Here is a 24,562-nt window from a genome sequence, read left to right as displayed (position 1 = left end):
TTTGTGGCTTGGGCTTCGTCGTTTAGATGGTTTGGAAGAGGGCTGGCAAATGGCGATGTCAGCCCTGTCGGGAAAAGATATGGGACAAGATTAGGCTCACGAAACGGAGAATATCCTACGTTTAGGGCAGTGGCTCTTGAAAGTGATGGAAAATAAGATGCTACTGACGAGAAATGCCACACCCGCAGAGCTGATCCAAGCCGCCGCCCTCAACCACATCAGCTGGTTCTCCGAAAACGCAATCGTAGCGAACGGCGAGGTAGAGAATCAGGATGGCCTGACGGTGGTCTATTCCCCTGCCTCCGATCCTTCCGCCTTGGGTGAGGTGATTCTCGCGTTCCCCCAGATGAACGAGGGCGACAGCGTAGGAGCGGCGCTGGATGTTGCTCTAAAGACCTTCCGCCACAAGAAAGTACGGCAAGTCTCTTGCTGGTCGGTCGTGCCCACACAGCCAAGCGACCTGGCTGCACGGCTGGTCGCACGCGGCTTTTCGTGGGGCTGGCAGCCGCATTGGATGGCGCTCGACTTGGAGCAAGCACTGGATTTAGAGCAAGCACAGCCCGAGGACTTCCCTATCCCTGCGGGCCTGCAACTCGTGCTAGAGGAGGGGAGTGACTGGGACGTGGTGGGGCTACCCTACTACGAGCCTAGCGATGCCCCACGGCTCAGAGCACTGGATCAGCAGGAGCCTCGAAAGACCTATCACTTTGGCGCGTGGCTGGACGGAAAAATCGTTGGGCACAGCTTGCTGCATGTCTCGGATAGCCCACTCGGCGTGGCAGGGATCTACAATGTCGGCGTATTGCCCGAGGCACGCAACCAAGGCGTCGGACGGGCGATCTCCTGGGCCGCGTGCCAACATGCCCGCAGCTTGGGCTGTCGCTACGTTCTTCTCAACGCCGCCACCCAGATCTACAAGCGGCTGGGCTTTATCTCGCTGGGCAACGGCCAGACCTGGTGGATGTTTCGCCCCGCGCTGGACATGCCCCCGCTGGATGCTCATACTGTCGCTTTCACCGAGGCTATCGGGCGTGGCGACCTAGAAAAGCTTAAAGCCTTGCCACTGCCTCATGACCTCGATGTTCCTCTAAGGTGCAAGATGACCCCGCTCGAAGTGGCTGCATGTCTTGGGCAACCGGAATCGGCTCGCTGGCTCCTGGCTCAGGGGGCATTGCCCGATGTGATTCCGCTCTGTGATCTGGGGTGGCGTGAGCAAGTTCCCTCTGCGCTAACGACTCGTCCAGAGCTGACGAATCGTCTTCTTGGAGCGGGAGGATGGACACCGCTGCATGAAGCGGTTCTACGCAATGACCTTGAGCTCGCTCGCCTGATCCTGTCCGCAAACCCCGATCTGAGCATCCAGGACTTACAGTTCAAAGCAACGCCACTGGGCTGGGCACAGCACTTCGGGCACTCCGAGCTTATCGCCCTTATTGAGCAACATAGTGGGTAAAGGGAAATTTCACACGGGCGGAGGATGTGTTAAAATGGCCAACATGGAATGCGTCCCAACTAAATCATGCCAACTCACTCTTTTCTTGCTTTTCTTGCTCCTGCTTGCCCCCACGATCTGCGTCGCCGACGACGCGCCCGGCCACTCCAAACACGGGTCTGCCTTTGACTCCGGCATGCGAACACGGCCCTGGGTCATCAAGGGCATCGGAGACACCCCGTTTCCCATTTCTACCAAGAGCCCGGAGGCCCAAAAGTGGTTCGACCAAGGGAACGCATTGCTCCACTCGTTCTGGTTCGAGGAAGCCGAGCGCTCTTTCCGCTGGTGCCTCAAGCTCGAGCCGGACAACGCCATGACCTACTGGAGCCTGGCTCGCTGTGGCTTTAACTGGTTCACGGTTGGCGTACCTAACTACGACGACAAGAACTTCGAGCGCTATAAAGCGTTTCTGAGCGAGGCTGTTCGGCGCAAGAGCAAGGTAACTGAGCGTGAGCGCCTGTACATCGAGGCCTGGGAGAAAGCGTACGCGCCGCAGGAGAAGAACCGCGCTAAGACGATGGTTGCCGCGCTTCAGCAGATTGTAATTCGCTTCCCCGATGATATGGAGGCAAAGAGCCTTCTTGCCCTCTATAACATCGGGCAGGGCAGCGCGTTTGCCAATGAGCTGCTCATTCAGCAAGTTCTAGCCAAGAACCCCTTGCATCCTGGTGCGCACCATGCCAGCATTCATAACTGGGACGGCGTCTCGTCGGATCAGGCGATCAAGAGCTGCGAGCTGTACGGCAAGTCGGCCCCGGACATCGGCCACGCGATGCACATGCCCGGCCACATCTACAGCAAGATCGGCATGTGGCACGAGGCCGCGATTGCAATGGACTCCGCGACCCGAACCGAGCTGCGGTACATGAACGACCGCTTGGCCCTGCCCTTCGAGACGTGGAACTACCCGCACAACCGGAACTACCTCTGCTACATTCAGGAGCAGCTGGGCATGGCGGAAGCATCGCTGAAAGGCTCCGCAGACATGCTGGCCGCGCCCCGCGACCCGGAGTACAACCCGGAGAACATGGGCGCAATAGCGGGCCAGGGGCTTGAAGCTAGGGTTCGTGCGCTCATTAAGTTCGAGAAGTGGGATCAGATTCTGGCTCCGAAGGGAATCGAGTGGAGCGATAAAGAGGACTATGGCAAGCTGGGGAGAGCCTTTGCCGAAGCGCTGGCGTTCAGCGCTACAGGTAAGAACTTTGAAGCCAGGGAGCGCGTGACAAGCCTGCGTGCGCTCGTCGAGAAGCTCAAGACGCCGCCCGTTCCCATTCCCGTTCCTGCACCTGCTCCCCCACCGTCCCCGCTAGACTTGATGGCCGATATCGCTGATGGCATCGTGAGCCTTGGTGAAGGGAATGTCTTGGAGGGCCAGCGCAAGCTTCTCAATGCTGCGGATTTAGAGCAAAAATTCCGTGACAAGGGCGAGTATCCGAACGATCCTCCCGGACAAGCCTGGCCGGTGATGCGCCTCCTGGGGGACCACTACCGCAAGAGCGGCGATAACAAGCTCGCGATTGATTGCTACGAGCGGGCGCTCAAAAACGAGCCCAACGACGGTTTCTCGCTCTCCGGTCTGGCGCTCGCCCACTTCGCAAGTGGAAACCGCGAGCAGGCGACGCTGTATGCGGGAAGGCTGTCGTATGTCTGGTCGCAGGCGGATCCCAACCTGAAGTGGCTTGAAGATGTCCGTAAGCTCGGCCTTGACGCAAAGCCCGTAGCACAAACACCACGGCCCGAGCGCGTCTACCGACCTAAAGAGCTCGACATCATCGGCCCGATGAACTGGCAACCGTTCCAGGCTCCCAATCTGAAGGTAATAGATCGAAGCGGCAAGAGTGTCGGGTTGCAGGATTTCAAGGGGAAGAACGTCGTCCTTGTCTTCTTCCTGGGCGATGCCTGCGTGCACTGCGTGGGACAGCTAAAGTCGCTCAACGACCGTAGTGCGGAGTTCGACGGCCAGGACACCATCGTGCTTGCCGTGTGCAGCGAGTCTCCTGCGAAGCTGAAGGCGTCCAAAGCCCTAGACCAGTCGAACGTCAAGTTTCTGTCGGACAACGCGCATGAAAACGCGCGGAGGTTTTCGTCTTATGACGACTTCGAGGAGATGGAGCTCCATTCGACCATCTTGATCGACAAGTCAGGCCGCGTGCGTTGGAAGCGAACCGGAGGCGATCCGTTCACGAACATTGACTTCCTGCTGAACGAGCTGAAGCGAGTCAACCGGCCCCAGTGACTCAAGCAGGGCATGTTGACATGCCGAGCCACGGCCCCGCCACTCCGTTCAGGGGGCGTTGGACTACATAAGAATGCTCTTGATGACCTGTGCGCCCTCCACCCCGGTGAGCTTTGCGTCGAGCCCCTGGAACTTATAGCTAAACGCATCGTGCTGGATGCCAAGCTGGTGGAGCATGGTCGCGTGCAGGTCATGGACAGTGGTGATGTTCTCCACGGCGGCGTAGCCCAGCTCATCCGACGCACCGTGCACCATCCCGCCGTGCACTCCCGCGCCTGCCAGCCAGACCGTCATCGCCTTGTTGTGGTGATCGCGCCCGTTGCCCCCCTGCGACATCGGCGTGCGACCAAACTCACCCGCCCAGACAATCAACGTGTCGTCGAGCATTCCGCGCCGCTTGAGATCGGTGATGAGCGCCATACAGGCCCGATCAATCTCCTTGGCCTTGAGAGTGACGCCGTTTTTAATATCGCCGTGGTGGTCCCAGTCCTTATGGTAGAGCTGGATAAAGCGCACGCCTTTCTCCGCCAGCCGCCGGGCTAATAAACAGTTGCTGGCAAAGCTGCCGTCGCCGGGCTGGCAGCCGTAGAGCTCAAGTGTCTCTTTCTTTTCCTGCGAGAGATCCATCAGGTTCGGCACCGATGCCTGCATCTGAAAGGCTAGCTCATACTGCGCGATCCGAGTGGCGATCTCCGGGTCATCCACGAGGCTGTTGTACTCTCTGTTCAGCGTATTGATCGCGGCAATATCCGTGCCCTGCCGCCCGCGCGTGATACCGCTTGGGTTTGCCATGTAGAGAACGGGGTCGCCCTTGCCGCGTAGCTGCACGCCCTGGAACTTGCTCGGCAGGAACCCGCTGCTCCACTGCCGCGCCGCAATCGGCTGGTTCTGCCCACCCTGGCCCAGCGAGGTGAGAACCACAAACCCCGGCAAGTCCTTGGCGAGGCTCCCCAATCCGTACGTAATCCAGGAGCCCATGCTCGGCCTGCCTGCGATCTGGCTTCCCGTGTTCATGAACATGTGCGCTGGGTCATGATTGATCGCGTCCGTCGTCATCGAGCGGATAAAGCACACCTCGTCAATCACGGAACCGAGCTGGGGAAAGAGCCCGCAGATCTCGATCTGGCTCTTACCAAACTTCGCAAACGGAAGCTGTGGCCCATAGCACGTTAGCTTCTGCCCCTGGAGCTGCGCGAGCTGCTGGCCCTTGGTCATGCTCTCGGGCATGGGCTGGCCGTGCATCTGGGTGAGCTTGGGCTTGGGATCGAAGGTCTCTAAGTGCGACGGCCCGCCTGCCATGCTCAGCCAGATCACGCGCTTGGCCTTGGGGATCAGCCCCCTAGCCCCCGCCTGGCGGGGGGACAAATAGGAAGGGGATTCCTTGTATTCCCCCCGTCGGACGGGGGCTAGGGGGTGGGCGCTCACCTTCGCCTCAAGCGAGGCGAGTGCCAGCGCCCCGAGGCCGCTCGTGACCTTACCTAACATCGCTCGACGGGTGAGCTGCTGGGCACGAAACTGCGCGAGTTCGTTGTTGATTTTCATGGTCGTGTAATCGTTTCGTGGAGGTTCAGGAGCACACGCGCCACATGAGTCCAGGCGGCGAGATCGGCTTTGTCGAGCTTTTCGGGCAGTGGCGCGTAGCCGGTTTTTAGGAGTGCCTCAGCGGCAGCGCTGTCCGTTTTATAAGCCGTCAGCTGCTGATTGTAGACGTTGAGCAGAGTCTTTTGCTCCGTCGGGCTAGGGTTGCGCTGGAGCGCTTGCTGGCATGCCCAAGTGAGTTTTTGCTCCGGTGAGCCACTGGTTTGGGTGAGGATACCGACACCAAAGGCGCGGGCAGCTTCTACATAGGTGGGGTCGTTGAGCAAGACAAGCGCTTGCTGGGGGATATTGGAGCGGCTGCGCTCCGCCGTGCACTCCTCGCGGCTGGGGGCATCGAATGCCAGCATCGAAGGGTGCAGAAAGCTGCGCTGCCACCAAGTGTAGAGCCCGCGCCGGTACTGGCTCTCGCCCTTATCGGCCATCCAGTCGCGCACGGGGAAGTTTAGGTTCTCCCAGTAGCGCTCCGGCTGGTAGGGCTTCACCGACGGCCCACCCCGTTTGAGCGAGAGCAAGCCGGAGACCGTCAGCGCATTGTCGCGCACTTCTTCTGCCTCTAAACGAAAGCGGCTCTGGCGGGCGTACTCGCGGTTGTAGGGATCAGCGGCGAGAAGCGCTTTGCTTGTTGTCGAGATTTGCTTGTAGGTATTACTCGTTACCATCAGTCGCACCAGATGCTTCACGTCCCAGCCACTGTCTCGAAACTCGCAGGCTAGCCAGTCGAGCAGCGCGGGGTTTGTGGGCGGCTCACCCTGCGCCCCGAGGTCGTCCAGCACCTTGCTTGGCCCCGTCCCAAAGAACTGCTTCCAGAGCCGGTTCACCACCGTGCGCGCCGTCAGCGGGTTCTCCCGTGAGACCAGCCAGTTGGCGAGATCAAGGCGCGATTGCCCCACCGACCTCTCCCCAACCCCCGGGTACCCTCTGGGTGCGGGCAGTCGTTCCGGGTGCCCTCTGGGCGTGGGAAAGGGGCTTGTCAAAAAACCAGGCAACCCCGCCGTGACCGTCTCGCCAGTTTCATCGAGGAAGTTGCCGCGTGGGAGAATGCGCACCGTGCGGGGCTTGGTGTTTTTGACTGTGACGAGGCAGCGGCCAATGCTGGCTTCGTAGTCGGCCTTTGCTTTTTTGGCGTCCGCAAGCTCTTTTTTGAGAGTCTCAGGCACCTCAAGTCCGGTAAGGGCGGTGAACCGGAACTTACCTAAATTGTGATTTGTGCCATGGCTTTGCACCAGAGTCAGTCGGAGTGTCTCACCCTCAGCGAGTGTGAGGGGCTCCGCAAAGGTGAGAGTGAGATCCTGTGGCTTTGCAACCTCGGGGAGCACCGCCCAGCCAAAGGAGTCTGGGGTGAGTGCCGAGGCCGCACTCCAGCGCTTGTCCGGGTGCGCCTCAGCGGAGAGTGTCTGCTCAAAAGACGCCTGCGCCTTTGAGAAAATAAGCTTCTGGGGTTCTGCGCCAGGCGTGATGCGCTGCGCTACCAGCTCGCTCAGCACGAAGTTGCCGTTGCCTGCCCGTCCCGGGCCGCGTGCAGGAAGCGACGGATCAGAGAGCACTTCGAGCCGCAGACCCGTGAGCGTTCCTGAGATTCCTGCCTCTAGCGTGTAGGTGTTTTTATCCGGGTTGGGGCCGCTCGCCAGAACTGCCCCGTCGGGCTGGACGGTAAGAGTCGTGCTGCCCAGTGCGGCAGTGTTTAGGGTCTTAAGGGGCTTCCAGATCGCATCGAAGCGCTGCTGAAGTGCGGCAACCCGCGCCTCACGGCTCGCCAGCTCACGGGTTTGTTCGGCAGTGGGAACCAGCATTCCAGGTTCGCGAGCACCGATGAGGCCCTCTTCAATATCGGCAAAGTAGGCCCCGAGGCGAAAGAAATCGCGCTGCGTGATGGGGTCGAACTTGTGGTCGTGGCAGTTGGCACAGCCCGTGGTCTGCCCGAGCCATACCGTCCCGACGGCACGTACCCGGTCGGTTAAGTAGCGTGCCTCGTAGTCTTTGGGCTGCCCGCCGCCCTCTTCGGTGGTGAGCAGTAGCCGATTGAACGCTGACCCGATGCGCGTCTCTTGCGAGGCATCGGGCAGTAAATCGCCCGCGAGCTGCTCTTGGGTAAATCTATCAAAGCGCTTGTTGGTGTTAAAGGCATTGATCACGTAGTCACGGTAGGGCCAGACATTGCGCGGCGTGTCGCTGTGGTAGCCGATGGTGTCCGCAAAGCGCACCACATCGAGCCAGCCCTGCGCCATGCGCTCGCCGTAGTGCGGGTTGGCCAGCAAGCGCTCCACTAACTGTGCATAGGCATCAGGCGACTTATCCCCCACAAACGCGGCTACATCCTGCGGTGAGGGCGGCAGGCCCAGCAAGTCAAACGAAAGCCGCCGGATCAGTGTCCGTCTGTCCGCCGTGGGCGAGGGCTTCAGCTTGAGCTCGCTGAGGCGCTTCTGCACCAGAAAATCCACGGCATTCTTGCCCGCCGGGATCACCGCTTTCACCGGCATTTCATAGGCCCAGTGCTTCTGGTACGCCGCGCCCTCGCCAATCCAGCGCAGGAGAAGCTGCTTCTGGGAGTCGGAGAGCTTTTTGTGGAAATCTGCGGGCGGCATCGCGCCGCTACGAATCTGTTGCACCAGTGTACTCGCCAGAATATCGCCGGGGATCACCGCTCGATTCGGGCCATCAAGCCGCAGGTTTGCTTGGCGCTTGTTCTTATCCGGGCCATGGCAGGCAAAGCAGTTGTCAGAGAGAATGGGGCGGATGTCCCGGTTGAAGACAACCCCTCCCATTCCCCCCCGTTCGACGGGGGCTGGGGGGGTTGCCAGGCTCATGCCCACACAGACGGCGCTCAGTAGCGCACACGAAGCAAGCTTAAGGACATTCATAAGTTCTAGCGCTACTCTTCGACACCGCCTACCATTTCCCCTTCGGCAAGCGAGCCGGGAGGCTAAAAGCTACCGCTCACGCTTGCCGCCGATGACAATGCTCTCGATCAGTCGGTTGTCAGGAACCCTCGGGCCTCGGTGAGAAGTGGCTCGATCAAGAGCCGCAGCACTTCTTTGTTTTGGATAAAGACATTGTACCGAGCAAACGGTCGTTTTTCGGCCTACAATAGCGCGTGATCTCTGACTGGAGCCGTGCCCGTTCCCACGCTCGCGCCGACCGCGATGCCCTTCCCGAGACGTTAAGCGTAAGCGCCGATGCCCTGCTGGAGGCCGCGTTCGCCGTCGCCGGGCTGACCGTTCGGCCACGCCCGCGCCGCGACCCGCTGCTTTTTACGTCCCACGCCGTGCTAGATATTGAGGCATCGGCAGTGTGGGTGCGTGACGACGCGAGCTTGCAAGAGCGGCGGCTGATTCTGGCCCACGAGCTAGGGCACTTAAAGCTCCACCACAGCCCAGAGGAGTGCCGCTGCGACGAAGGTGACTTGGCGGAAACTCCCGAGAGCGCGGGAAGTGGCTACGGCCCTCGTCAGCGCCGCGAGACCGAGGCCAATGTCTACGCCCGCGAGTTTCTGTTGCCCGCGCCGCTGGCCAGAAAGCTCTTTATAGACGACAAGCTCGACGCCGTGGAGATGGCCGAAAAGCTTGGTCTGCCGCTCGCCACGGTCATAGCACAGCTCACCGCGCCTTTAGTGTTGCCGATTTCAGAGAAGACGCCCGTGGAAAAAAGCCTCGTGGCGGGGCTGGATCCCTCGCAGGCGGCGGCGGCAAAAGCCGACTACGGGCCACTTCTCGTCGGTGCGGGGCCGGGCACAGGCAAGACACGCACCCTCACGGCGCGGGTTTTGTTTCTGGTGCGCGAGAAGCAGGTTCGCCCCGAGAATATTCTGGCGCTCACGTTCTCACGAAAAGCCGCCGAGGAGATGCGCGAGCGGATCGCCAGCGAGGACGAGACGATTGCGGCGCGGGCGGCCATTACCACGTTTCACTCGTATGGCCTGGACCTACTGCGCCGCCACTGGAAGCTCGCCGGGCTTCCTCCAAGGCCACTGATGCTCACGGAGGCCGAGGCATTCGCACTTTTAGAGAGGCGCGTCGCCTCGCTGGAGCTGGGGCCGCTGCGCTACATCCATGACCCGGCCTACCCGCTGCCCGAGGCACTGCGCGCGATCTCAAAAGTCAAAGAGAGCGGGATCACGCCCGAAGAATTAGCGGCTCGTGCCGAAACGAGCGGCGATGAGATCTGGCAAGACATCGCCCGGCTCTACGCGGCCTACGAGGGCCTGCTCAAGGAGTACGGCGCACTGGACTTCGCGGACTTAGTCGTGCGGCCCTTGCGGCTACTCGAAGCCTACTCGGATGTGCTGGCGGGGGAGCGGGCGAAGTGGCGGCAGGTCTTAGTGGACGAGTACCAGGACATCAACCGCTCGGGCGCACGACTCGTGCAGCTTCTTACGGGGCCAGATGGCACGGCGCTCTGGGCCGTGGGGGACTTGCGGCAGGCGATCTACGCGTTTCGCGGTGCGTCGCCCGCCAATGTGGCGCGCTTCGCCGAGGACTTCCCCGGTGGGCGGCGCATGGATTTGGCGGTGAACTATCGCTCGCGCCCCGGCTTGGTCACGCTCTTTGGGCAGGCCAGTGGCGAGGGCGGCGAGGTCTGGGAGCCGCGCCGCGAGGGACTAGCCTCGACAACACTCGCCATCGCGCCCCACGATGCTGGGCAAGCGGAGGGCATGGCGATGGCCATGCGGGCGTATGTGGAGGAGGGCTATGCCTGGCGTGAGCTGGCGATGCTCTGCCGCACGCGAAGCCAGGCACGCAATCTGAAGAAAGCCCTGGTCGCGCGGGGGGTTCCCGTCGGCCCCGGCCCCGATGAAGGCGGCCTGCTCACCCGGCCCGATGTGCGGATGCTGCTCGCCCGACTAGAGGAGCAGATCGGGACAAACGCCGATGCCTACGACTCTCTGATCGAGATGCTCTACGGCGCAGAGGGCTTGGCCCGCACGCTTGCCGAGCCCGAGGCCGTGACGAGCCTGCTGATGCTTGCCCTCACGTTTCGGGAGCGCGAGGCGATTCTGCGCCTGGGCGAGACACGCCCGATTCGGGCGTTTTTAGAGCACCTGCGCCGCCTAACACGCCTCGGAACCGCGCCGTCGGCTCCTGCCAACGAGAACGAGGACGCGGTGCGGCTGCTCACGGTTCACGGTGCCAAGGGCCTGGAGTTCCCTGTGGTCTTTGTTCCGAATCTCGCCGTGGGCCGCTTCCCCCCGCGCCCCATGCCCGGCCTGCTCACGCCGCTGCCCGCAGAAAACGACGACAAAGAAGACGAGGCCAAAGAGGAGCCCGGAACCGTGGCCTCCGATGAAGAAGCGCGACTGTTCTTTGTCGCGCTGACCCGCGCCCGCGATCACCTGGTGCTCTCCCGCGCCGTGAAACATGGCCGCATGAGTGCGCGGCCCTCGCCCTTGCTAGAGTGCCTTGAGAACGTGAACGGCGTCGAGACCGTGTTCTGGCGCAGTAGCGACGCACTGGAGCCGCCGCCGGTTCGTGAGCAACCCGGCACGCGCCCGGAGGTCAAAGCGCCTGATGCGGAGCTGTACCTGCGCTGCCCCAAGCGCTACGAGCTTCAAGTGGTTCAGGAGAAACCCACGGACAATCCCACGGCCTATGAGAGCTTCAAGCGCACGGTGTTGGCGGCGCTGTCCTCAGCCAAACCCACAGAGGCCCTGCCGCTTCTCTGGAGGGATCATGGCCCCGCCCAGAGCGATCCGTCGTATGTGCTCTACGACAAGCTGGCAAAAGAGATCGTGGCAAAGAGCGCCCCGGCTTGTCCCAGCAATCAGCGCCCGCTCATGGCACTGCCCCTGGAGAGCGGCACGATTCTAGTGCGCCCCGACGACTACACCGAGAGCACACAGCAGGCCGAGCGCCGCACACTGCGCAAGCCGCCCGCGCCCGATACCACAAAAGCCGACCCTGATATTCGCCTCTCGCTTCTCCAAGAGACCTTCGGCCCGGATCAAGTCTTCGTCCGTTTTTTGCAAGACGGCCGCCGCCTACCCGTCGCGGATCGGCCCCGAATCCGCGAGCGGCACCTAGATGACTACGACCGCGCGCTGCGCGGGATCGCCCTCAAAGTCTTCCCCGCCGCCCCCACCGAGCGCGATGAGTGCCCGTCGTGCCCTTACTTCTTCTCCTGCCCGAGGGATGGTGGGGAAAGCTAGATACAAGAGCACGCACATCACGAGGAGATAACTTTAGTTTCCGCTAAAACGCACCGAAAGAAACCCGATGTCACAGCCGGTTTACCGTTAATCAAAAACCAAGTCATCTCGTAGATGGGAAAGGCACTTTCAGTCTCCATAGTAAACTTGGGCAAGTGCCTGAAAACCGGGAAATTCGGGTTTCCAAAAAACAAATGCGGTTCCCCTGGCGTGAGGGGAGTGAGGGCGTAGAAAAGCTCTTGCGTACGATATAATTGCTGCGTTACGGGGGCGAATGAGGTCTGGTGGTCTTCCCGGTCTTCAAAACCGTGTGCGGGGTGATGATGTCATCCTGGGTGGGTTCGATTCCCACACGCTCCCGCCAGTAATTCTGACGGTTTTTTAAGGCCATGCAGTACGCCTACCAAACACCTGGGCCACAGGGGACACTGCGTGTGGCGCGCCCCGAGCTGGCCTGGCCGATCCGTCCACACGAGGGCGCTCAGATCGTCGGCATGGAGCTACGCCTCAACGACGAACCTCTCTTTGCGCACTATGAAAGTGGGGCGGTGCGGGCCATGCCTCCTGCCACCCTTTCCCCCGGAACCTATCGGGTACGCTGCCGAGTCACGCTCTCGCCCAAGCAAGACGATGCCACGGTTTCCTGGAGCTTCACAATCGCTCCGGGGGCACTCACGACGCTTCCGTTGCCCTCGGCCTGGGCACGTGATGCCCTACTCGCAGCGAATCGCCTACGCCAACGGTTCGGGCTTGCGCCTCTTGTGCTCGATCCCCGCCTCTGCGCGGCGGCACAGGCGCATGCGGCCTACCTGGATAAAAACCAGCTCGTCGGTCATTTTGAGAGTGCCAGCAAGCCCGGCTTCGTGGGGGGTACGCCACTGGCACGCGCCCAGGCTTTTGGCTACGCCGCTACCCTGGCCGAGGACGTGAGCTTTGCCGAGGGCACGCCCGAGCGGATTGTCCGTGCCCTCTTTGATGCGCCGTACCACCGCTTGCCGTTTCTGCGGCCTGGTGGGCTGCTCTTTGGTGCGGGCAATGTCCAGAAAGCCTCGGGCCTGCTCTTTGGCGGTGATGGCACGGCGGGCACGGTGATGAGCCCCTACGACGGTGAGACCGATGTCCCACTCACCTGGCGCAACGACGAGATCCCCTCGCCCACGCGCGCTCTTCCCAATGCGCCCAAGGTGATCGGCTACCCGATTCTACTGGCACACTTTCGCCCCGGCCAAGCATCTCCTTTACAGGTGCAAAGCGCCCGTCTCACTGCCGCCGACGGTGCCGAGGTGCGCTGCCTGCTCAACGTCCCGGGCCGCGACACGGAACTCACCTATGCCTGCATGCTCGTTCCCCTCGCGCCGCTCAAGCCCGCCGCGCTCTACACGGTCGAGGTTGTCACCGCGGAATTCACCCGGCGCTGGCGCTTCACCACGCGCACGGAGAGTGCCAGCATGTCGGACTTCGGCCCGCTGGACCTTCGGCCTGGTGATCTGAAGCTGACCGGCACGGTCGAGAAGGCCGACAAAAAGAACGACCTCCTGGTGCTGCGCGTGACGCGCGCTCAGGCCTACGGCACCGCGGAGCAGACCCTCCCCAAACCCGTGACCGTCACGCTCAAGCTCTCGCCGCAGACCCGCTTTCTCTCGCAGGCCAACCGTAGCGGCACGGTGAATCTCACCCCCGGCCTCGCCCTTGCGGCCATCGTCGCCAACGGCCCTCTGGTACGCCCTGTCGCCGCACGCACCGTGATCCTACTACGCTAAGCTCCAAGCCGTGAACGGCCCATCAGGACGGCGTTTTGTGCAGCCAGGTCGTTCACGGCCTGGATAGCGGAAGCAGATAGTAATCGTCTCCCTGTCTACCCTGAACCAGTGCCTGCTTTCCATCGGGAGAGAGGGACATGATAAAGAACGCACTGTCGTAAAAAAATGAACTTCTGGCCCCCGCTGTCAGCGGCTCACGAACTAGGCAGTACGGCCTCTTGCCTTGTGCAGAGAGCACCCAGATCTCCTCGTAACCCACGGGCAGCTTGCGATACAACAGCTCCTCCCAGGTCTCACGCTCCGGGATTGCGGGAGCATCCACACGTAAGCTCACCAGCACGGTCTGGATGGCTTTGAGCTCAATCTTCGGCGACCTAAGCGTGCGTAGGGGTTCGTCGCGGGACGGGATACTTGCCTCGACGTGATAGAACGTCCGCCCCACATCGTCGCCGTTGAAGCTCGACCAGTAGGAAATCCAACCACGGCTATCCGGAAGCCAGAGTGGTTTACAACTAATGTGACTGGCAAGAGGAATACGACGTAGCCTGGTTCCATCGGGGCGCATTAGAAACAAGGTCGTCTGAGGAGGCGCTTTTTCCTTTTCGATTTGCTCCATAAAGGTTAGCCACTTGCCATCGGGCGAGGCGGAAACAGTGTCAGGAGGAATGTAGCGCGATAGTTTCTTAGGGTGGTCGTTCTGCGTGAAAGGAATCAGGCGCTTGGTGCCACGTACCAGATCAAGTAGGAGAAGAGACTCACGCGATGAAGCGATCACCTCGTGTGGTGACAACCAGTCCACCACCTCCATATACGGCTGTGCAAACGGCAAACGGCGGGCAGCGGTTTCTAGGCGCAGAGGGGCGGACTGCTAGAGGGCCAGGCCGGTGGTGGTGGCAACAAAGCCGAGAGCAGCGAGGGTGAGTTTTGCCTTGGTGCGCATAGGAGATTGTATCTCTTTTACGATCCTGCAACGCGGAAACGTCTGGTACACTAGGGGGACGAATTTTCCTTGGGAGCATAGATGGCAAGCGTTCGCGTTGAGCAACTGATTAAGAAGTACGACCAGGTTGTCGCAGTGAAGGGCATGGACCTTTCTGTCGAAGACGGCGAGTTTATGGTCTTTTTAGGGCCGTCGGGCTGCGGCAAGACCACCACTCTGCGGTGTATCGCCGGGCTGGAGCTTCCCGATGGCGGGACGATTAAGATCGGCGAGGAAGAAGTGACTCACAAGCAGCCCGCCGAGCGCGATATTGCCTTTGTGTTCCAGTCGTTCTCGCTCTACCCGCACATGACCGTCCGGGAGAATCTCAGCTTTCCCTTGCGCGCCGTCAAAACCGCGCAGTCCGTGATTGATGAGCGGGTGATGATCGCCGCGAAGATGCTGCATATCACCGATAAGTTAGACCGCAAACCCACCCAGCTCTCTGGCGGTGAGCAGCAGCGCGTCACGATTGGCCGCGCCATTGTGCGCCGCCCCCAAGTGTTTCTCATGGACGAGCCGCTCTCCGCCCTCGATGCCAAGCTACGTACCGAGATGCGTGCCGAGATTAAAAAGCTCCAGACGGACCTTGGCGCAACCACGATCTATGTCACTCATGATCAGCTCGAAGCGATGAGTATGGGCGATCGGATCGCGGTGATGTACGGCGGCCTTTTACAGCAAGCGGGCACCCCCATGGAGGTCTACGACAACCCACGGAACTTATTCGTCGGAGGCTTTATCGGGTCCCCGGCGATGAACTTTGTTCCCTGCCAGCGCAGCGGCGATGTCCTGACGCTTCAGGGTGTCGAAGGAGCGGAGAACGCGGGCTTGGCCCTCACTAGCGAGGGGATGGGGCGATTCACCACGGCTGCTAAGGATCTGCCGCTGGTGCTAGGAGTTCGCCCCGAGGACATCGCCTTTGTGGAGGCGGGAACGCCGAGAAGCCTGCCCGTCACGGTGGTCGTTGTCGAGCTGCTGGGTGCGGAGAACATCATCAATGTCAATCTCGCCGGGCATATCATAAAAGTGCGTACCGTCCCGACGTTCCGCCCCACACTGGGCCAAACACTCCATGCGCACGTTGACCAGAGCCGCTCGCATCTTTTTAGCAAGCAAACGGAGCTTAATATCAATGCTGAGCGGTAGATTTGCCCAGATGGCAGAATTTATCAGTATCGCACTGCTATTGCTAGGCGTTATCGCACTCTGCCAGCCCTTCGATAAATCCATCTTCGCCAATGGCCTTCACTTGCTCTTCTGGGGCTGGCTGGGGCTGAATATCTTCTCGCACCGCAAGCCGGTACGCTAAAAAATTATGGAAATTAACCTCAAAGATAAAGTCGCCATTGTCACCGGCGCGGGCCGTGGGATTGGCAATAGCATCGCCCGCACGCTCGCCGCCGAGGGCGCAGTGGTCATCATCACCGATATCCGCACGGACTTACTGGATACTGTGAAAGCCGACTGGGATGCCAATAACTGGCGCGGTGCCCAGCACATCGCCGATGTGCGTAGCCCCGATGCCTGTAAAGAGCTGATCGCCAAGATCGTCGCTGAGTTTGGGCGCGTGGATATTCTTGTCAACAATGCGGGCGTTTCCATCAGCGGCCCTATCGAGACCATGACGGAAGCCGCCTGGGACGCGAATCTTGATATCAACCTCAAGGGGACTTTCTTGATGTGCCAAGCGGTGATCCCGGTGATGAAGGCGCAGCGCTCGGGGAGCATTCTCAACGCCGCGTCGTTTGCCGCGATTATCCCCTCGATTGGCAGCGCCCCGTACGCCGCCTCCAAAGCGGGTGTCCACTACTTCACCCGCGTGCTCGCAGGCGAGCTGGGCCCCTGGGATGTCACCGTGAACTGCTACTCGCCGGGCATGATCCCCACCGAGATCAACCACTTCACCGAGCGCCCCGAGGATGTCCAATCCAATCTGCTGGATACACTGACACTTCGCCGCTGGGGCGACCCGCAGGATGTCGCGAACCTGATCTGTTTTCTCGCCTCCGACCTGGCACGCTACATCACCGGCACGATGGTGGATGTCAGTGGCGGCAAACTCGCCACGCAGATCCCCAAGTTCGCTTACGAAAACCCTTAATCTCTGGTATAATAAACCGGTTTTTGTGTATGATAACGCGACGACGCCTTCTCTGGATCTCGATGGGTGGCCTGCTCACAGGCTGCCTGCCGTCTACTCGTGATGCCAGCGGGCGCACGACCATTCGCTACATGGCCTGGGGAAACCCGGAACAGCTCCAGCTAGAGCGCCAGATCGCGGATGAGTTCGAGAAGCTGCACCACAAGATCAGGGTACATCTTTTCATGGTGCCTGGCTCGTCGTACCCCGACAAGCTCCAGCTCATGCTGGCGTCACGCACCGCGCCCGACGTGATGCGCGTAGACCACTACATGTTCCCCGCGCTCGTAAAAAAAGACTATTTTCTTGATTTAGAGCCACTGATCGCCGCTGAGCCCAAGGGCTTTGTGGAGGACTTCGTACCCACCGCCCTGGAGGAGTGCCGCTACCAGGGCAAGCTCCACGCCATGAACGTGCTCTTTGGTGGTGTCCAGCTCTACTACAACAAGAGCCTCTTCAAAGGCGCTGGCCTCACGGATCCCTACACACTCTCCCAAGCCAAAAAATGGGACTGGGATGCGTTTCTGATGGCAGCGAATGCGCTCACCAAGCGCGAAGGGGATCGGACGATTCAGTTTGGCACGACGTTTCCGGCGTTTCCGCAGTGGGCATCCGTGCTCTGGAACCGGGGGGGGGATGTGATGAACAAAGAACTCACCAAGTTCACCCTCGCCGACGATCCCCATGCCATCGAGGGGATGCAGGACATGACCGACCTGCGCTGGAAGCACCACTGCGCCCCCACGCCCTCCGATGCCGCGCTCTCAGCGTTCACGTTTGAGTCCGGGAAGATCGCGATGCACTGGGGCTGGGCGGGAGAGACACCGCGCTTCCGCAAGAACATCAAGAAATTTGACTGGGATATCGCGCCCGTCCCGACTGGCCCCGCAGGTGATGCCACCGTGATCAAGGGCAACCAGCTCGTGGTCTATCAGCACACGGAGCACCCGGAGCTGGCGTGGGAGTTTGTGAAGTACATGACCGGCCCCGAAGCCGAGCTGATTTTAGGGGCGAAGTGGCGACGCTGTGTTCCGACGCGTCTTTCCGTGCAGCAGCACCCGGAGTATCTTAAGACCGACAAGCCACCGTTTCACACCGACGTGTTTTTAGACACCGTGCGCCGTGGTCGAACGCTGCCGATTGATGCCCGCTATCAAGAATGGGCTCGCGAGTTCAACTCCGCAACAGATAGCCTCTTCAATGTCGGGGGGATCACCGCGCCCGAGGCTAGCCGCAACGCCACCGATAAGATTAACGCCTTACTCTCGGGCGAGGAGGGCTTTTAGCAAATGTCCGAACGAACCAGTAGCCGCTGGGGTCTCGCACTGATCTCTCCCTGGCTCCTCGGCTTCTTGATCTTCACCGCAGGCCCGATGCTCGCCTCGCTCTATCTCTCGTTCTGCAAGTACGATCTGCACACGCTGAGCTTTGTGGGAGCGAAAAACTACGATGTCTTGCTGCACGAGCCGCGTTTCTGGAAGTCGCTGGGCAACACGGCGATCTACGTGCTCTTCGCCGTTCCGCTCGGCCTGACGGGCTCGCTGCTGATCGCGGTACTACTCAACCAGAAAGTGAAGGCGATCCCGATTTTTCGGACGCTGTTTTACCTGCCCTCGCTTGTGCCCGCCGTGGCATCGAGCTTAGTATGGGCCTGGGTCTTTCATCCCGATGCGGGAATTCTCAACTACGCCCTCTCTAAAATCGGCATCCACGGTCCTAAGTGGCTGCAAGACCCGAAAACGGCGTTAACGTCGCTGATCATCATGAGCCTCTGGGGAATCGGGGGCGGACGCATGCTGATCTTCCTGGCGGGCCTTCAGGGAATCTCCGACGAGCTCTACGAAGCGGCGCAGCTTGATGGGGCAAAGGGCTGGACGTGCTTCCGCCACATCACCTTGCCCATGCTCTCCCCGACGATCTTCTTCAACTTAATCCTAGGGATTATCGGCTCGTTCCAGGTGTTCACATCGGCGTATATCATGACCGGTGGCGGCCCGGAAGACTCCACTCTGATGTACGTTCTGTATCTCTACAACAACGCTTTTAGAGAGTTCAAGCTCGGTAAAGCCAGCGCAATGGCGTGGATTTTGTTTATCATTCTGCTCGGTTTCACTGTCATCCAGTTCAAAAATGCCTCAAAGTGGGTGTACTACGAAGGGGGCGACAAAGAATGATCCAGCGTCTTGGCGTTTTTGCGATGCTGATCTTTGGCGGCATCCTCTTCTCCATTCCATTTCTCTGGACAGTCTCCACAGCGCTCAAGACCAACGAGCAGGTCTTCGCCGTGCCGCCGCAGTGGATTCCAAGTCCCATTCAGCTTGAGAACTTCAAGCGTGCCTGGACGGAGCTGCCTTTCCCGACCTTTGTGCGCAACACGATCACAATCACGGTGTTCGCCACTTTCGGGCAGATTCTGTCCGCATCGCTCGTGGCCTACGGGTTCGCGCGCTTCAGGTTCAAGGGCCGCAACGTGCTGTTTTACCTGATGCTCTCCACGATGATGCTGCCCTCACAGGTCACTATGATCCCGGTCTTTCTACTCTGGCGACAGCTTGGGCTGATTGACACGTTCGCACCACTGATCGTCCCCTCGTTCTTTGGCGGCGGTGCATTCACGATCTTTCTGTTGCGCCAGTTCTTTTTAACCATCCCGCGCGAGCTTGACGAAGCGGCGATGATTGACGGTGCAAACCCGCTGGTAATCTGGTGGAAAGTGCTCCTACCACTCGCCCGCCCCGCGCTCATCACCACCACGCTGTTCTCGTTTGTGAGCCACTGGGACGAGTTCATGGGGCCGCTGATCTATTTGAACTCCATGGAGAAGTACACGGTCTCAATTGGCCTGCGCCTCTTCCAGGACAGCTACGGCACGCAGCTAGAGCTTCTTATGGCCGCGTCGCTGATCCACATCCTACCCACTATCGTGCTGTTTTTCGTCGCCCAGCGCTACTTTGTGAAGGGCATCGCACTGACAGGATTGAAATAGGCTGGCATAAAAAAGCGATACACTAGCACTGGAGGTAGAGGACAATGATAGTTCTATTAACGGCTCTTGTGGCACCGGCTCCCATCTGGGTGATGGTGGCTCAACCCGATGCGGCGGCTATGGTGGGCGCAGCGCATCAGGCAGTGGCCCAAGCGATGGCATCGGCCCGCGCCTCGGCAGAGGCCTCTAAGAAAGAGGAAGAGGCCAAGGCGAAGCTCGCGGTAGCCGAGCAGAAACTGGCGATGGCCAAAAAATCGGCGGACGACGCGGAAAAAAAAGCTCAGGCAAGCGGAAAGCCAGAAGACCGCCAGCGCGCAGACGCGCTACGTCAGAAGGCAGAGGCGGCTCAGCGGAACCTGGATGCTTCCAAGAAAGCTCTGGACGAGGCACACCGTAAGGCCGAAGAGGCGAGGAAAAAAGCAGCAGCAGACGCTAAAAGAGTGGAAGGAACTCTTCAAAACGCTCAAAGTGCCATAGACCGTGTAGAAAACAAGCCCGTGGAGAAAGAGCGCCTTCAGAGGCAACTCGATGAGATCAAAAAAGCCTGGGGGCAGTTTTACAACCGCTAAGACTACCCCTTAAGTGCTCACACATTGACGCGTTTGATGCGCTCGGTGGCCGGGTCGAGTACCATCTCTAGCTTGCCTTCTGCCATCTCGAAGATGCCGGTCGCGACCGTATCAATGAGAAGCTGGTCGTGGCTGGACATGAGGATCGTGCCCTCGAACTTCTTTAGCGCCTCAATGAGAACTTCACGCGCGAGTGGGTCGAGGTGGTTGGTGGGCTCATCCAGAAGGTAGAAGTTCGCGGGGCGCAGGAGGAACTTTGCGAGCGCCACTCTCGCACGCTCGCCGCCCGAAAGCACGCCGATTCTCTTGAACGGCGCATCGTCGCCGCGAAACTGCAGGCGCGCCAGCAAGCCACGGGCCATCTCCTCCAGCTTGGGGTCAATGCCCGCGAGTGTCTCCTCGTAGACCGTCCGCTCAGGAGAGAGTGCCTCCGCTTGGTGCTGGGCAAAGTACCCGATCTCGGTCTTGGGGTTGACGACAATCTTGCCCTGGGTGGGTTTCTCGATTCCCGCCACAAGTTTTAACAACGTGGACTTACCCGCGCCGTTAGGACCCGTCAGAGCGATCTTGTCTTGCTTGACCATCGGGAGCGTGATGCCGTTCAGGACGGTTTTATCCCCGTAAACCTTGGTGACACCCTCGATACTGATCGGCTCAGGGGCCTCACGGGGCGGCTCAGGGAACTGAAGGAAGATAGTCTTGGGTCGCTCTTTGGGCTTTGGGAGAATATCAATCTTTTCGAGCTGCTTGACACGGCTCTCGACCATTCCCGCCTTGGACTTATTACCCCGCCAGCGCTGGACAAACTCTTTCCAGTCCGCGATCTCGCGCTGCTGAGCATCGTAGGCCTTGAGCTCACGCTGGTAGCGCTCGTCGTCGAGACGGACATAGTCGTCGTAGTTGCCCTTGAACTTATTGACGGTCATGTCCTTGACTTCCCAGATCTCGTCGCTGGTCAGGTTCAAAAACTCAACCTCGTGGGAGATGCAGACCACGGTTCCGGGGTAGCTGGGAATATAGTCGTACATCAGCCAGAACTTGGCTTCCGTGTCTAGGTGGTTGGTTGGCTCATCGAGGAGCAGATAGTCTGGCTCCTGGAGAAGCAGCTTCGCCATAGCGATGCGCATCTGCCAGCCCCCGGAGTAGGTATCGGTGAGGCGGTCCACGGCATCGAGCTCAAAGCGCAGCCCCGAGAGAACCCGACCAATCCGGGCGTCCATCGTGTGTGCCTCCAGCTTGGTCATGTCATCGGCAGCCTTATCGAGCGCGGCCACATCGGACTTGGTAACGGTTCCGGCTCCGATGGCCTGTGAGGCGGCGATAAGGCGCGCTTCGACATCAGCCATGTCAGGGAATGCGGCGCGCATCTCCTCGCCCACGGTCACCCCAAGGCGGCACTGTGACTCCTGGTTGAGATAGCCCACAGTGGAGCCGTGACGACTCACAACTCCTTTGTCCGCGTCCTCTAGCCCGGCCAGAATCTTGATGAGAGTGGACTTACCCTGCCCATTGAGACCCACGACACCGATGCGGTCGCGATCCCCCAGTTGCAGAGTGATATCTTTGAGCACGTCCTGTGGCCCAAACGATTTGTAAATTTTGTCAGCAGTCAGCATTTTTGGAAAAACCCTGCGATTGTATCGCGCCAAGAGGGTCTTTCGCTAATCTGTCATTTTTGTTGCCCTCTTCCCTATAACGGGGGAGGGAAAACGAGCCTGTGAACTAAGTGCTGCTCAGTCGTTTTCGATACCAGAAATAGAGAGGTGCTTGAATCAGAATCACCAGAAGCATGGTGGTGAAGGCGCGCAGGAAAGCCTGGTCTCGGGGAAGGCCAAAGTAGAGATTGCCCCAGACGGAGAGGGCGTAGCCGAGGCCATACAGCGCAGCAACGATCACCCAGAAGATCTTCCGATGACGAGGGCTCTCCTGAGGCGCTGCTTGCGGCGGCGCGAGCGGCTTCTTTTTCTTTTGATTCATCTCCCTTTACGCACTAGAGCTTTCTTCCCGCTCTGACATCCCAGCCCATCCTTTTGCCGCCCGGTGAGGTGATTTCGTATCGGGAAAAGTTCATGGTCATGGTCTCGGTGGGTGCAGCACTCTCACTCGTCTCGGTGGAGAAATGGTGGCTAGTGATCATGACATCGGTAAGAGTGATGGTGAAGCCTCCTACTTTCAGGATCGCGCTCTTGAGATGCGTACCCATCGCGCAATTGACGAAGATTTCGGGGGACGCCTCGTCTGCCACACGCGTGAGGGTGATATCAGAAAAAGAGACTTTACCAGCTCCCGCGCCCCCTCCAAAACCGCTTCCCCCGGCATTGGTGGCCCCTAACTTGTACGTCGTGAACGGGAGAACAGCCCCCCCAGGACCCGGGCCTGCCATGATACCTTCCAGGGTCATGGAGCCGGACTTGGCATCCTTGGGTAGGAGTGGTTTCTGTTGCGCGGGGCGGGGCGAGAGCGCCTCAGCTCCCGTCGGCAGAGCAATGGTGACAAGGAGAAGACAGAGTGCAAAAAATGTTCGTTTCATGGGGCATTGTACCCTGATTCCCCTGATGCTAACCGCCCCAGAACGAGTAGGGCTGGATGTCCAGCGCCCAGCCGATCAGGTGCCAGAACGAACCGACAATGCACTGTCCCAGAATTAGGCCGAGGAAAAAGGGCATGGCTTGTCGGTACATTCGAACGCCGCCATAGCGCAGGATCAGGCCCTTGAGGATCCAGGCAAAGAGCAGCGGCATCCAGACCAGGTTCATGCTCCACGAGCCCGAGATGGCGTAGCCAATGGGGTGAAAGGGCCACCAGGGGAACTTGATGCGCGCGATCATGAGAAGGGCACAGAAGACAAAGCCCACGGCCATTGCCCCGTTCGCGATCCCGTTGGGAGCCTGCGGCTGGGTCATCCAGCCGTTGAGGCGGTTGTAGCCCTCGGCGGAGAACCCCTGGCCACCGCGCATCTTGCCCGATGCCCCAAAGTCGTAGGAGAGGTGCAGGTAGGCCCAGAGCGCGGCGAACGCCCCGAAGGCTCCCGCGAGCACGAGCCCCCAGAACATCACCTTCTGGCTCATCTTCACGTCTTTGGCTGCTTTTAAGCCCTCAATGGCAAAGGGCATCGGGTGTGAACGATACGCACGATTGAACCAGTAGAAGAACGTCAGGATGGTCAGGTCTTGCCCCGAGAATGCCGGGGTGCCAAACGAGCGTGTCAGAATGTGATCCGGACCGGAGAAGTGCAGGTCGTGGACGGGAGGGCCGAGCTCGGCACGGATGCGGCCCACGGCGAGCGCGAGCGCAATGTAGATAAAAAAGGCAGCAAACGCGACGAGTGGGGAGAGCCCCATCCAGGCGAAGAAGCCCACCATGGCCAGAAATCCGATCAAGAAACCCACTAGGGCTTGGCGGTAGCTCAGTGCCTCCTGGGAGTCGTCCAGGTCGGACGCCTCTTTCCAGATGCGTTTCCACATCTGCGCGAAGTAGCTGCGCCCGTTCCAGAGCAGAAACACGAGCAGGGCGATGTAGCCACCAAAGGCTTGCTCACGAACAAAGGGGAAGTCTGGAGTGACATCCCAGGCCATGAGCCGCGAGAGAATGAGCTGCGCTTTCCAGAAGAGATAGAAGAACCAGCACGAGAAGATCAAGTCAAGGGGGAGTAAGTAGCCGAGGCCCACGGCGAACGGATAGAACGAGTAGCAGGTAAAGCCCGCCGCATTCCAGGGCGAGGTCGCGAAGATCCCCGTGCCCGCTACATCGGTGTGCTGGAGATTGATGGTGGGAAGCTGTGGGTAGAGCGACGCTAGCCCATTGAGGATCTCGATACACGCGACCAGTCCGAAGCCGATCCAGAAGAGCTTGTTGGTCCAGAGGGTGTCTTTTTTCTGCTCCGTGAGCTGGATAGGCAGCTCGATCACGGGAAACGGCAGACGCTCTCGATCCTGCCAGCCCTGGCGCATCAGCACCGAGAGACAGAGCATCGTCCAGAAAAGCACCGCCACAAAGCCCGTCCAGAGCAGCACCGGTGTCTGCCAGGCATTGAGGTGCTCGGGGGTGTAGAGTGTCGAGTGGCCCTGATAAAAAAGTTTGAGCGCCTCTTTTTCCGCAGGCGTGTCTCCGACCATCACCGCCTTGGGAAGAAACTGCCCGAAGCGCTCCAGCCAGTTGTTGGTCGCATTGCCAAACTGATATGGGTGGGCGAGCATCGGCAGGAGCGCGGAGCACATGTCCTGCCCTGCCAGCGCTCCGCCCACGCTGACCATGGCGTAGATCTGAAGCAGCTCTCCCTGGGAGAGGGCGAGCTTGGGCGCAAAGCGACGGAGCGGCCAGTTAAAGAGCAGCACAACACTCAGCAGAAAGAGGCCGTTGGCGAACAGAGAGATAGTGGAGAAGAATGGCCCACTGCCCACGCGCTCCGCTCGAATCACCCAGAAGGCGTTGAGCAGGATGAGTACCAGCGCAATGGGGAAAGTCAGTCCCCAGCGAACGCGAGTACGAACAGGAGCTGTCGAATGATCACCCATAGCGTGTGAAGATTCGACAGATACCGACGTAGTTCCTGCTTGGATGTGCAGGGCCAGCGCATCTATAATTGTGAATGCCGTCAGCCTGTCAAGGATTCCTCCTTTTGGCTCGCTTGAGCTACTTCAGGCATTGGGGTCTCAAGCA

General features: G+C 59.9%; 18 protein-coding genes and 1 tRNA gene. 12 read left to right on the top strand and 7 right to left on the bottom strand.

The annotated features are described in order from the left end of the window. The first annotated feature begins 157 nt into the window (after positions 1-157). The gene (locus ACH2ED_RS08090; RefSeq protein ID WP_395090028.1) at positions 158-1,453 is read left to right on the top strand and encodes a GNAT family N-acetyltransferase; all 1,296 of its coding nucleotides are present in this window, start codon (positions 158-160) and stop codon (positions 1,451-1,453) included. A gap of 43 nt (positions 1,454-1,496) precedes the next feature. Continuing rightward, positions 1,497-3,728, top strand: a complete 2,232-nt coding sequence (locus tag ACH2ED_RS08085) for a redoxin domain-containing protein (RefSeq protein WP_395090026.1) — start codon at positions 1,497-1,499, stop codon at positions 3,726-3,728. Positions 3,729-3,791: 63 nt separating this feature from the next. Here ACH2ED_RS08085 and ACH2ED_RS08080 read toward each other — a convergent pair whose 3' ends face one another. Further along, the gene (locus ACH2ED_RS08080) at positions 3,792-5,270 is read right to left on the bottom strand and encodes a DUF1501 domain-containing protein (RefSeq protein ID WP_395090025.1); all 1,479 of its coding nucleotides are present in this window, start codon (positions 5,268-5,270) and stop codon (positions 3,792-3,794) included. Further along, the gene (locus tag ACH2ED_RS08075) at positions 5,267-8,185 is read right to left on the bottom strand and encodes a DUF1553 domain-containing protein (RefSeq protein WP_395090023.1); all 2,919 of its coding nucleotides are present in this window, start codon (positions 8,183-8,185) and stop codon (positions 5,267-5,269) included. The genes ACH2ED_RS08080 and ACH2ED_RS08075 overlap by 4 nt, the downstream gene beginning before the upstream one ends. A gap of 233 nt (positions 8,186-8,418) precedes the next feature. Between ACH2ED_RS08075 and ACH2ED_RS08070 the strand changes: the two genes are divergently transcribed. The 3 genes from ACH2ED_RS08070 to ACH2ED_RS08060 all read left to right on the top strand — a co-directional run bounded on the left by ACH2ED_RS08070 (position 8,419) and on the right by ACH2ED_RS08060 (position 13,226). Next, positions 8,419-11,466, top strand: coding sequence for a UvrD-helicase domain-containing protein (locus ACH2ED_RS08070; RefSeq protein WP_395090021.1), 3,048 nt, complete (start codon positions 8,419-8,421; stop codon positions 11,464-11,466). 266 nt (positions 11,467-11,732) lie between these two features. Next, positions 11,733-11,830: transfer RNA gene (locus ACH2ED_RS08065), tRNA-Sec, on the top strand. 25 nt (positions 11,831-11,855) lie between these two features. Then, positions 11,856-13,226, top strand: coding sequence for a CAP domain-containing protein (locus tag ACH2ED_RS08060; protein ID WP_395090019.1), 1,371 nt, complete (start codon positions 11,856-11,858; stop codon positions 13,224-13,226). A 52-nt stretch (positions 13,227-13,278) separates the two neighbouring features. Here the strand turns inward: ACH2ED_RS08060 and ACH2ED_RS08055 are convergent, their stop codons facing one another. Continuing rightward, on the bottom strand, positions 13,279-14,016 hold the full coding sequence (locus ACH2ED_RS08055; protein WP_395090017.1) for a hypothetical protein: 738 nt from the start codon (positions 14,014-14,016) through the stop codon (positions 13,279-13,281). Between the two features lie 231 nt (positions 14,017-14,247). Here ACH2ED_RS08055 and ACH2ED_RS08050 point away from each other — a divergent pair, with 231 nt between their 5' ends. From ACH2ED_RS08050 to ACH2ED_RS08020, 7 genes are read left to right on the top strand one after another with little or no spacing between them, the layout of a single operon-like run. Continuing rightward, positions 14,248-15,354: an ABC transporter ATP-binding protein gene (locus ACH2ED_RS08050; protein WP_395090016.1), complete on the top strand. Its 1,107-nt coding sequence runs from the start codon at positions 14,248-14,250 to the stop codon at positions 15,352-15,354. A gap of 10 nt (positions 15,355-15,364) precedes the next feature. Then, complete coding sequence (locus tag ACH2ED_RS08045) at positions 15,365-15,517, top strand: hypothetical protein (protein ID WP_395090014.1); 153 nt, start codon at positions 15,365-15,367, stop codon at positions 15,515-15,517. Positions 15,518-15,523: 6 nt separating this feature from the next. Continuing rightward, positions 15,524-16,309, top strand: coding sequence for an SDR family NAD(P)-dependent oxidoreductase (locus tag ACH2ED_RS08040; protein WP_395090012.1), 786 nt, complete (start codon positions 15,524-15,526; stop codon positions 16,307-16,309). A 29-nt stretch (positions 16,310-16,338) separates the two neighbouring features. Next, positions 16,339-17,634, top strand: coding sequence for an ABC transporter substrate-binding protein (locus ACH2ED_RS08035; RefSeq protein ID WP_395090010.1), 1,296 nt, complete (start codon positions 16,339-16,341; stop codon positions 17,632-17,634). A gap of 3 nt (positions 17,635-17,637) precedes the next feature. Next, positions 17,638-18,522 carry a carbohydrate ABC transporter permease gene (locus tag ACH2ED_RS08030; RefSeq protein WP_395090009.1) on the top strand — a complete coding sequence of 295 codons (885 nt, stop codon included), beginning with the start codon at positions 17,638-17,640 and terminating at the stop codon, positions 18,520-18,522. Beyond that, positions 18,519-19,334, top strand: coding sequence for a carbohydrate ABC transporter permease (locus ACH2ED_RS08025; protein WP_395090007.1), 816 nt, complete (start codon positions 18,519-18,521; stop codon positions 19,332-19,334). Before ACH2ED_RS08030 ends, ACH2ED_RS08025 begins: the two co-directional genes overlap by 4 nt. A gap of 44 nt (positions 19,335-19,378) precedes the next feature. Then, on the top strand, positions 19,379-19,903 hold the full coding sequence (locus ACH2ED_RS08020; protein ID WP_395090005.1) for a hypothetical protein: 525 nt from the start codon (positions 19,379-19,381) through the stop codon (positions 19,901-19,903). A gap of 17 nt (positions 19,904-19,920) precedes the next feature. Here the strand turns inward: ACH2ED_RS08020 and ACH2ED_RS08015 are convergent, their stop codons facing one another. From ACH2ED_RS08015 to ACH2ED_RS08000, 4 genes are all read right to left on the bottom strand, one after another. Then, positions 19,921-21,519 carry an ABC-F family ATP-binding cassette domain-containing protein gene (locus tag ACH2ED_RS08015; protein ID WP_395090004.1) on the bottom strand — a complete coding sequence of 533 codons (1,599 nt, stop codon included), beginning with the start codon at positions 21,517-21,519 and terminating at the stop codon, positions 19,921-19,923. A gap of 106 nt (positions 21,520-21,625) precedes the next feature. Further along, complete coding sequence (locus ACH2ED_RS08010; protein WP_395090002.1) at positions 21,626-21,880, bottom strand: hypothetical protein; 255 nt, start codon at positions 21,878-21,880, stop codon at positions 21,626-21,628. Positions 21,881-21,893: 13 nt separating this feature from the next. Further along, positions 21,894-22,433, bottom strand: coding sequence for a type VI secretion system tube protein Hcp (locus ACH2ED_RS08005; protein ID WP_395090000.1), 540 nt, complete (start codon positions 22,431-22,433; stop codon positions 21,894-21,896). Between the two features lie 28 nt (positions 22,434-22,461). Further along, positions 22,462-24,417, bottom strand: coding sequence for a DUF6785 family protein (locus ACH2ED_RS08000; RefSeq protein ID WP_395089998.1), 1,956 nt, complete (start codon positions 24,415-24,417; stop codon positions 22,462-22,464). Positions 24,418-24,562 lie beyond the last annotated feature (145 nt).

The organism is Armatimonas sp., assembly GCF_043757465.1.
GTDB lineage: Bacteria > Armatimonadota > Armatimonadia > Armatimonadales > Armatimonadaceae > Armatimonas.
This window is presented reverse-complemented; position numbering and strand designations above follow the sequence as displayed.

Bases quoted from the DNA above. Each gene is read 5' to 3' on its own strand.
- ACH2ED_RS08090 (WP_395090028.1), top strand. From the start codon at position 158: ATGCTACTGACGAGAAATGCCACACCCGCAGAGCTGATCCAAGCCGCC.
- ACH2ED_RS08085 (WP_395090026.1), top strand. From the start codon at position 1,497: ATGGAATGCGTCCCAACTAAATCATGCCAACTCACTCTTTTCTTGCTT.
- ACH2ED_RS08080 (WP_395090025.1), bottom strand. From the start codon at position 5,270: ATGAAAATCAACAACGAACTCGCGCAGTTTCGTGCCCAGCAGCTCACC.
- ACH2ED_RS08075 (WP_395090023.1), bottom strand. From the start codon at position 8,185: ATGAATGTCCTTAAGCTTGCTTCGTGTGCGCTACTGAGCGCCGTCTGT.
- ACH2ED_RS08060 (WP_395090019.1), top strand. From the start codon at position 11,856: ATGCAGTACGCCTACCAAACACCTGGGCCACAGGGGACACTGCGTGTG.
- ACH2ED_RS08050 (WP_395090016.1), top strand. From the start codon at position 14,248: ATGGCAAGCGTTCGCGTTGAGCAACTGATTAAGAAGTACGACCAGGTT.
- ACH2ED_RS08045 (WP_395090014.1), top strand. From the start codon at position 15,365: ATGGCAGAATTTATCAGTATCGCACTGCTATTGCTAGGCGTTATCGCA.
- ACH2ED_RS08040 (WP_395090012.1), top strand. From the start codon at position 15,524: ATGGAAATTAACCTCAAAGATAAAGTCGCCATTGTCACCGGCGCGGGC.
- ACH2ED_RS08035 (WP_395090010.1), top strand. From the start codon at position 16,339: ATGATAACGCGACGACGCCTTCTCTGGATCTCGATGGGTGGCCTGCTC.
- ACH2ED_RS08030 (WP_395090009.1), top strand. From the start codon at position 17,638: ATGTCCGAACGAACCAGTAGCCGCTGGGGTCTCGCACTGATCTCTCCC.
- ACH2ED_RS08025 (WP_395090007.1), top strand. From the start codon at position 18,519: ATGATCCAGCGTCTTGGCGTTTTTGCGATGCTGATCTTTGGCGGCATC.
- ACH2ED_RS08020 (WP_395090005.1), top strand. From the start codon at position 19,379: ATGATAGTTCTATTAACGGCTCTTGTGGCACCGGCTCCCATCTGGGTG.
- ACH2ED_RS08015 (WP_395090004.1), bottom strand. From the start codon at position 21,519: ATGCTGACTGCTGACAAAATTTACAAATCGTTTGGGCCACAGGACGTG.
- ACH2ED_RS08010 (WP_395090002.1), bottom strand. From the start codon at position 21,880: ATGAATCAAAAGAAAAAGAAGCCGCTCGCGCCGCCGCAAGCAGCGCCT.
- ACH2ED_RS08005 (WP_395090000.1), bottom strand. From the start codon at position 22,433: ATGAAACGAACATTTTTTGCACTCTGTCTTCTCCTTGTCACCATTGCT.
- ACH2ED_RS08000 (WP_395089998.1), bottom strand. From the start codon at position 24,417: ATGGGTGATCATTCGACAGCTCCTGTTCGTACTCGCGTTCGCTGGGGA.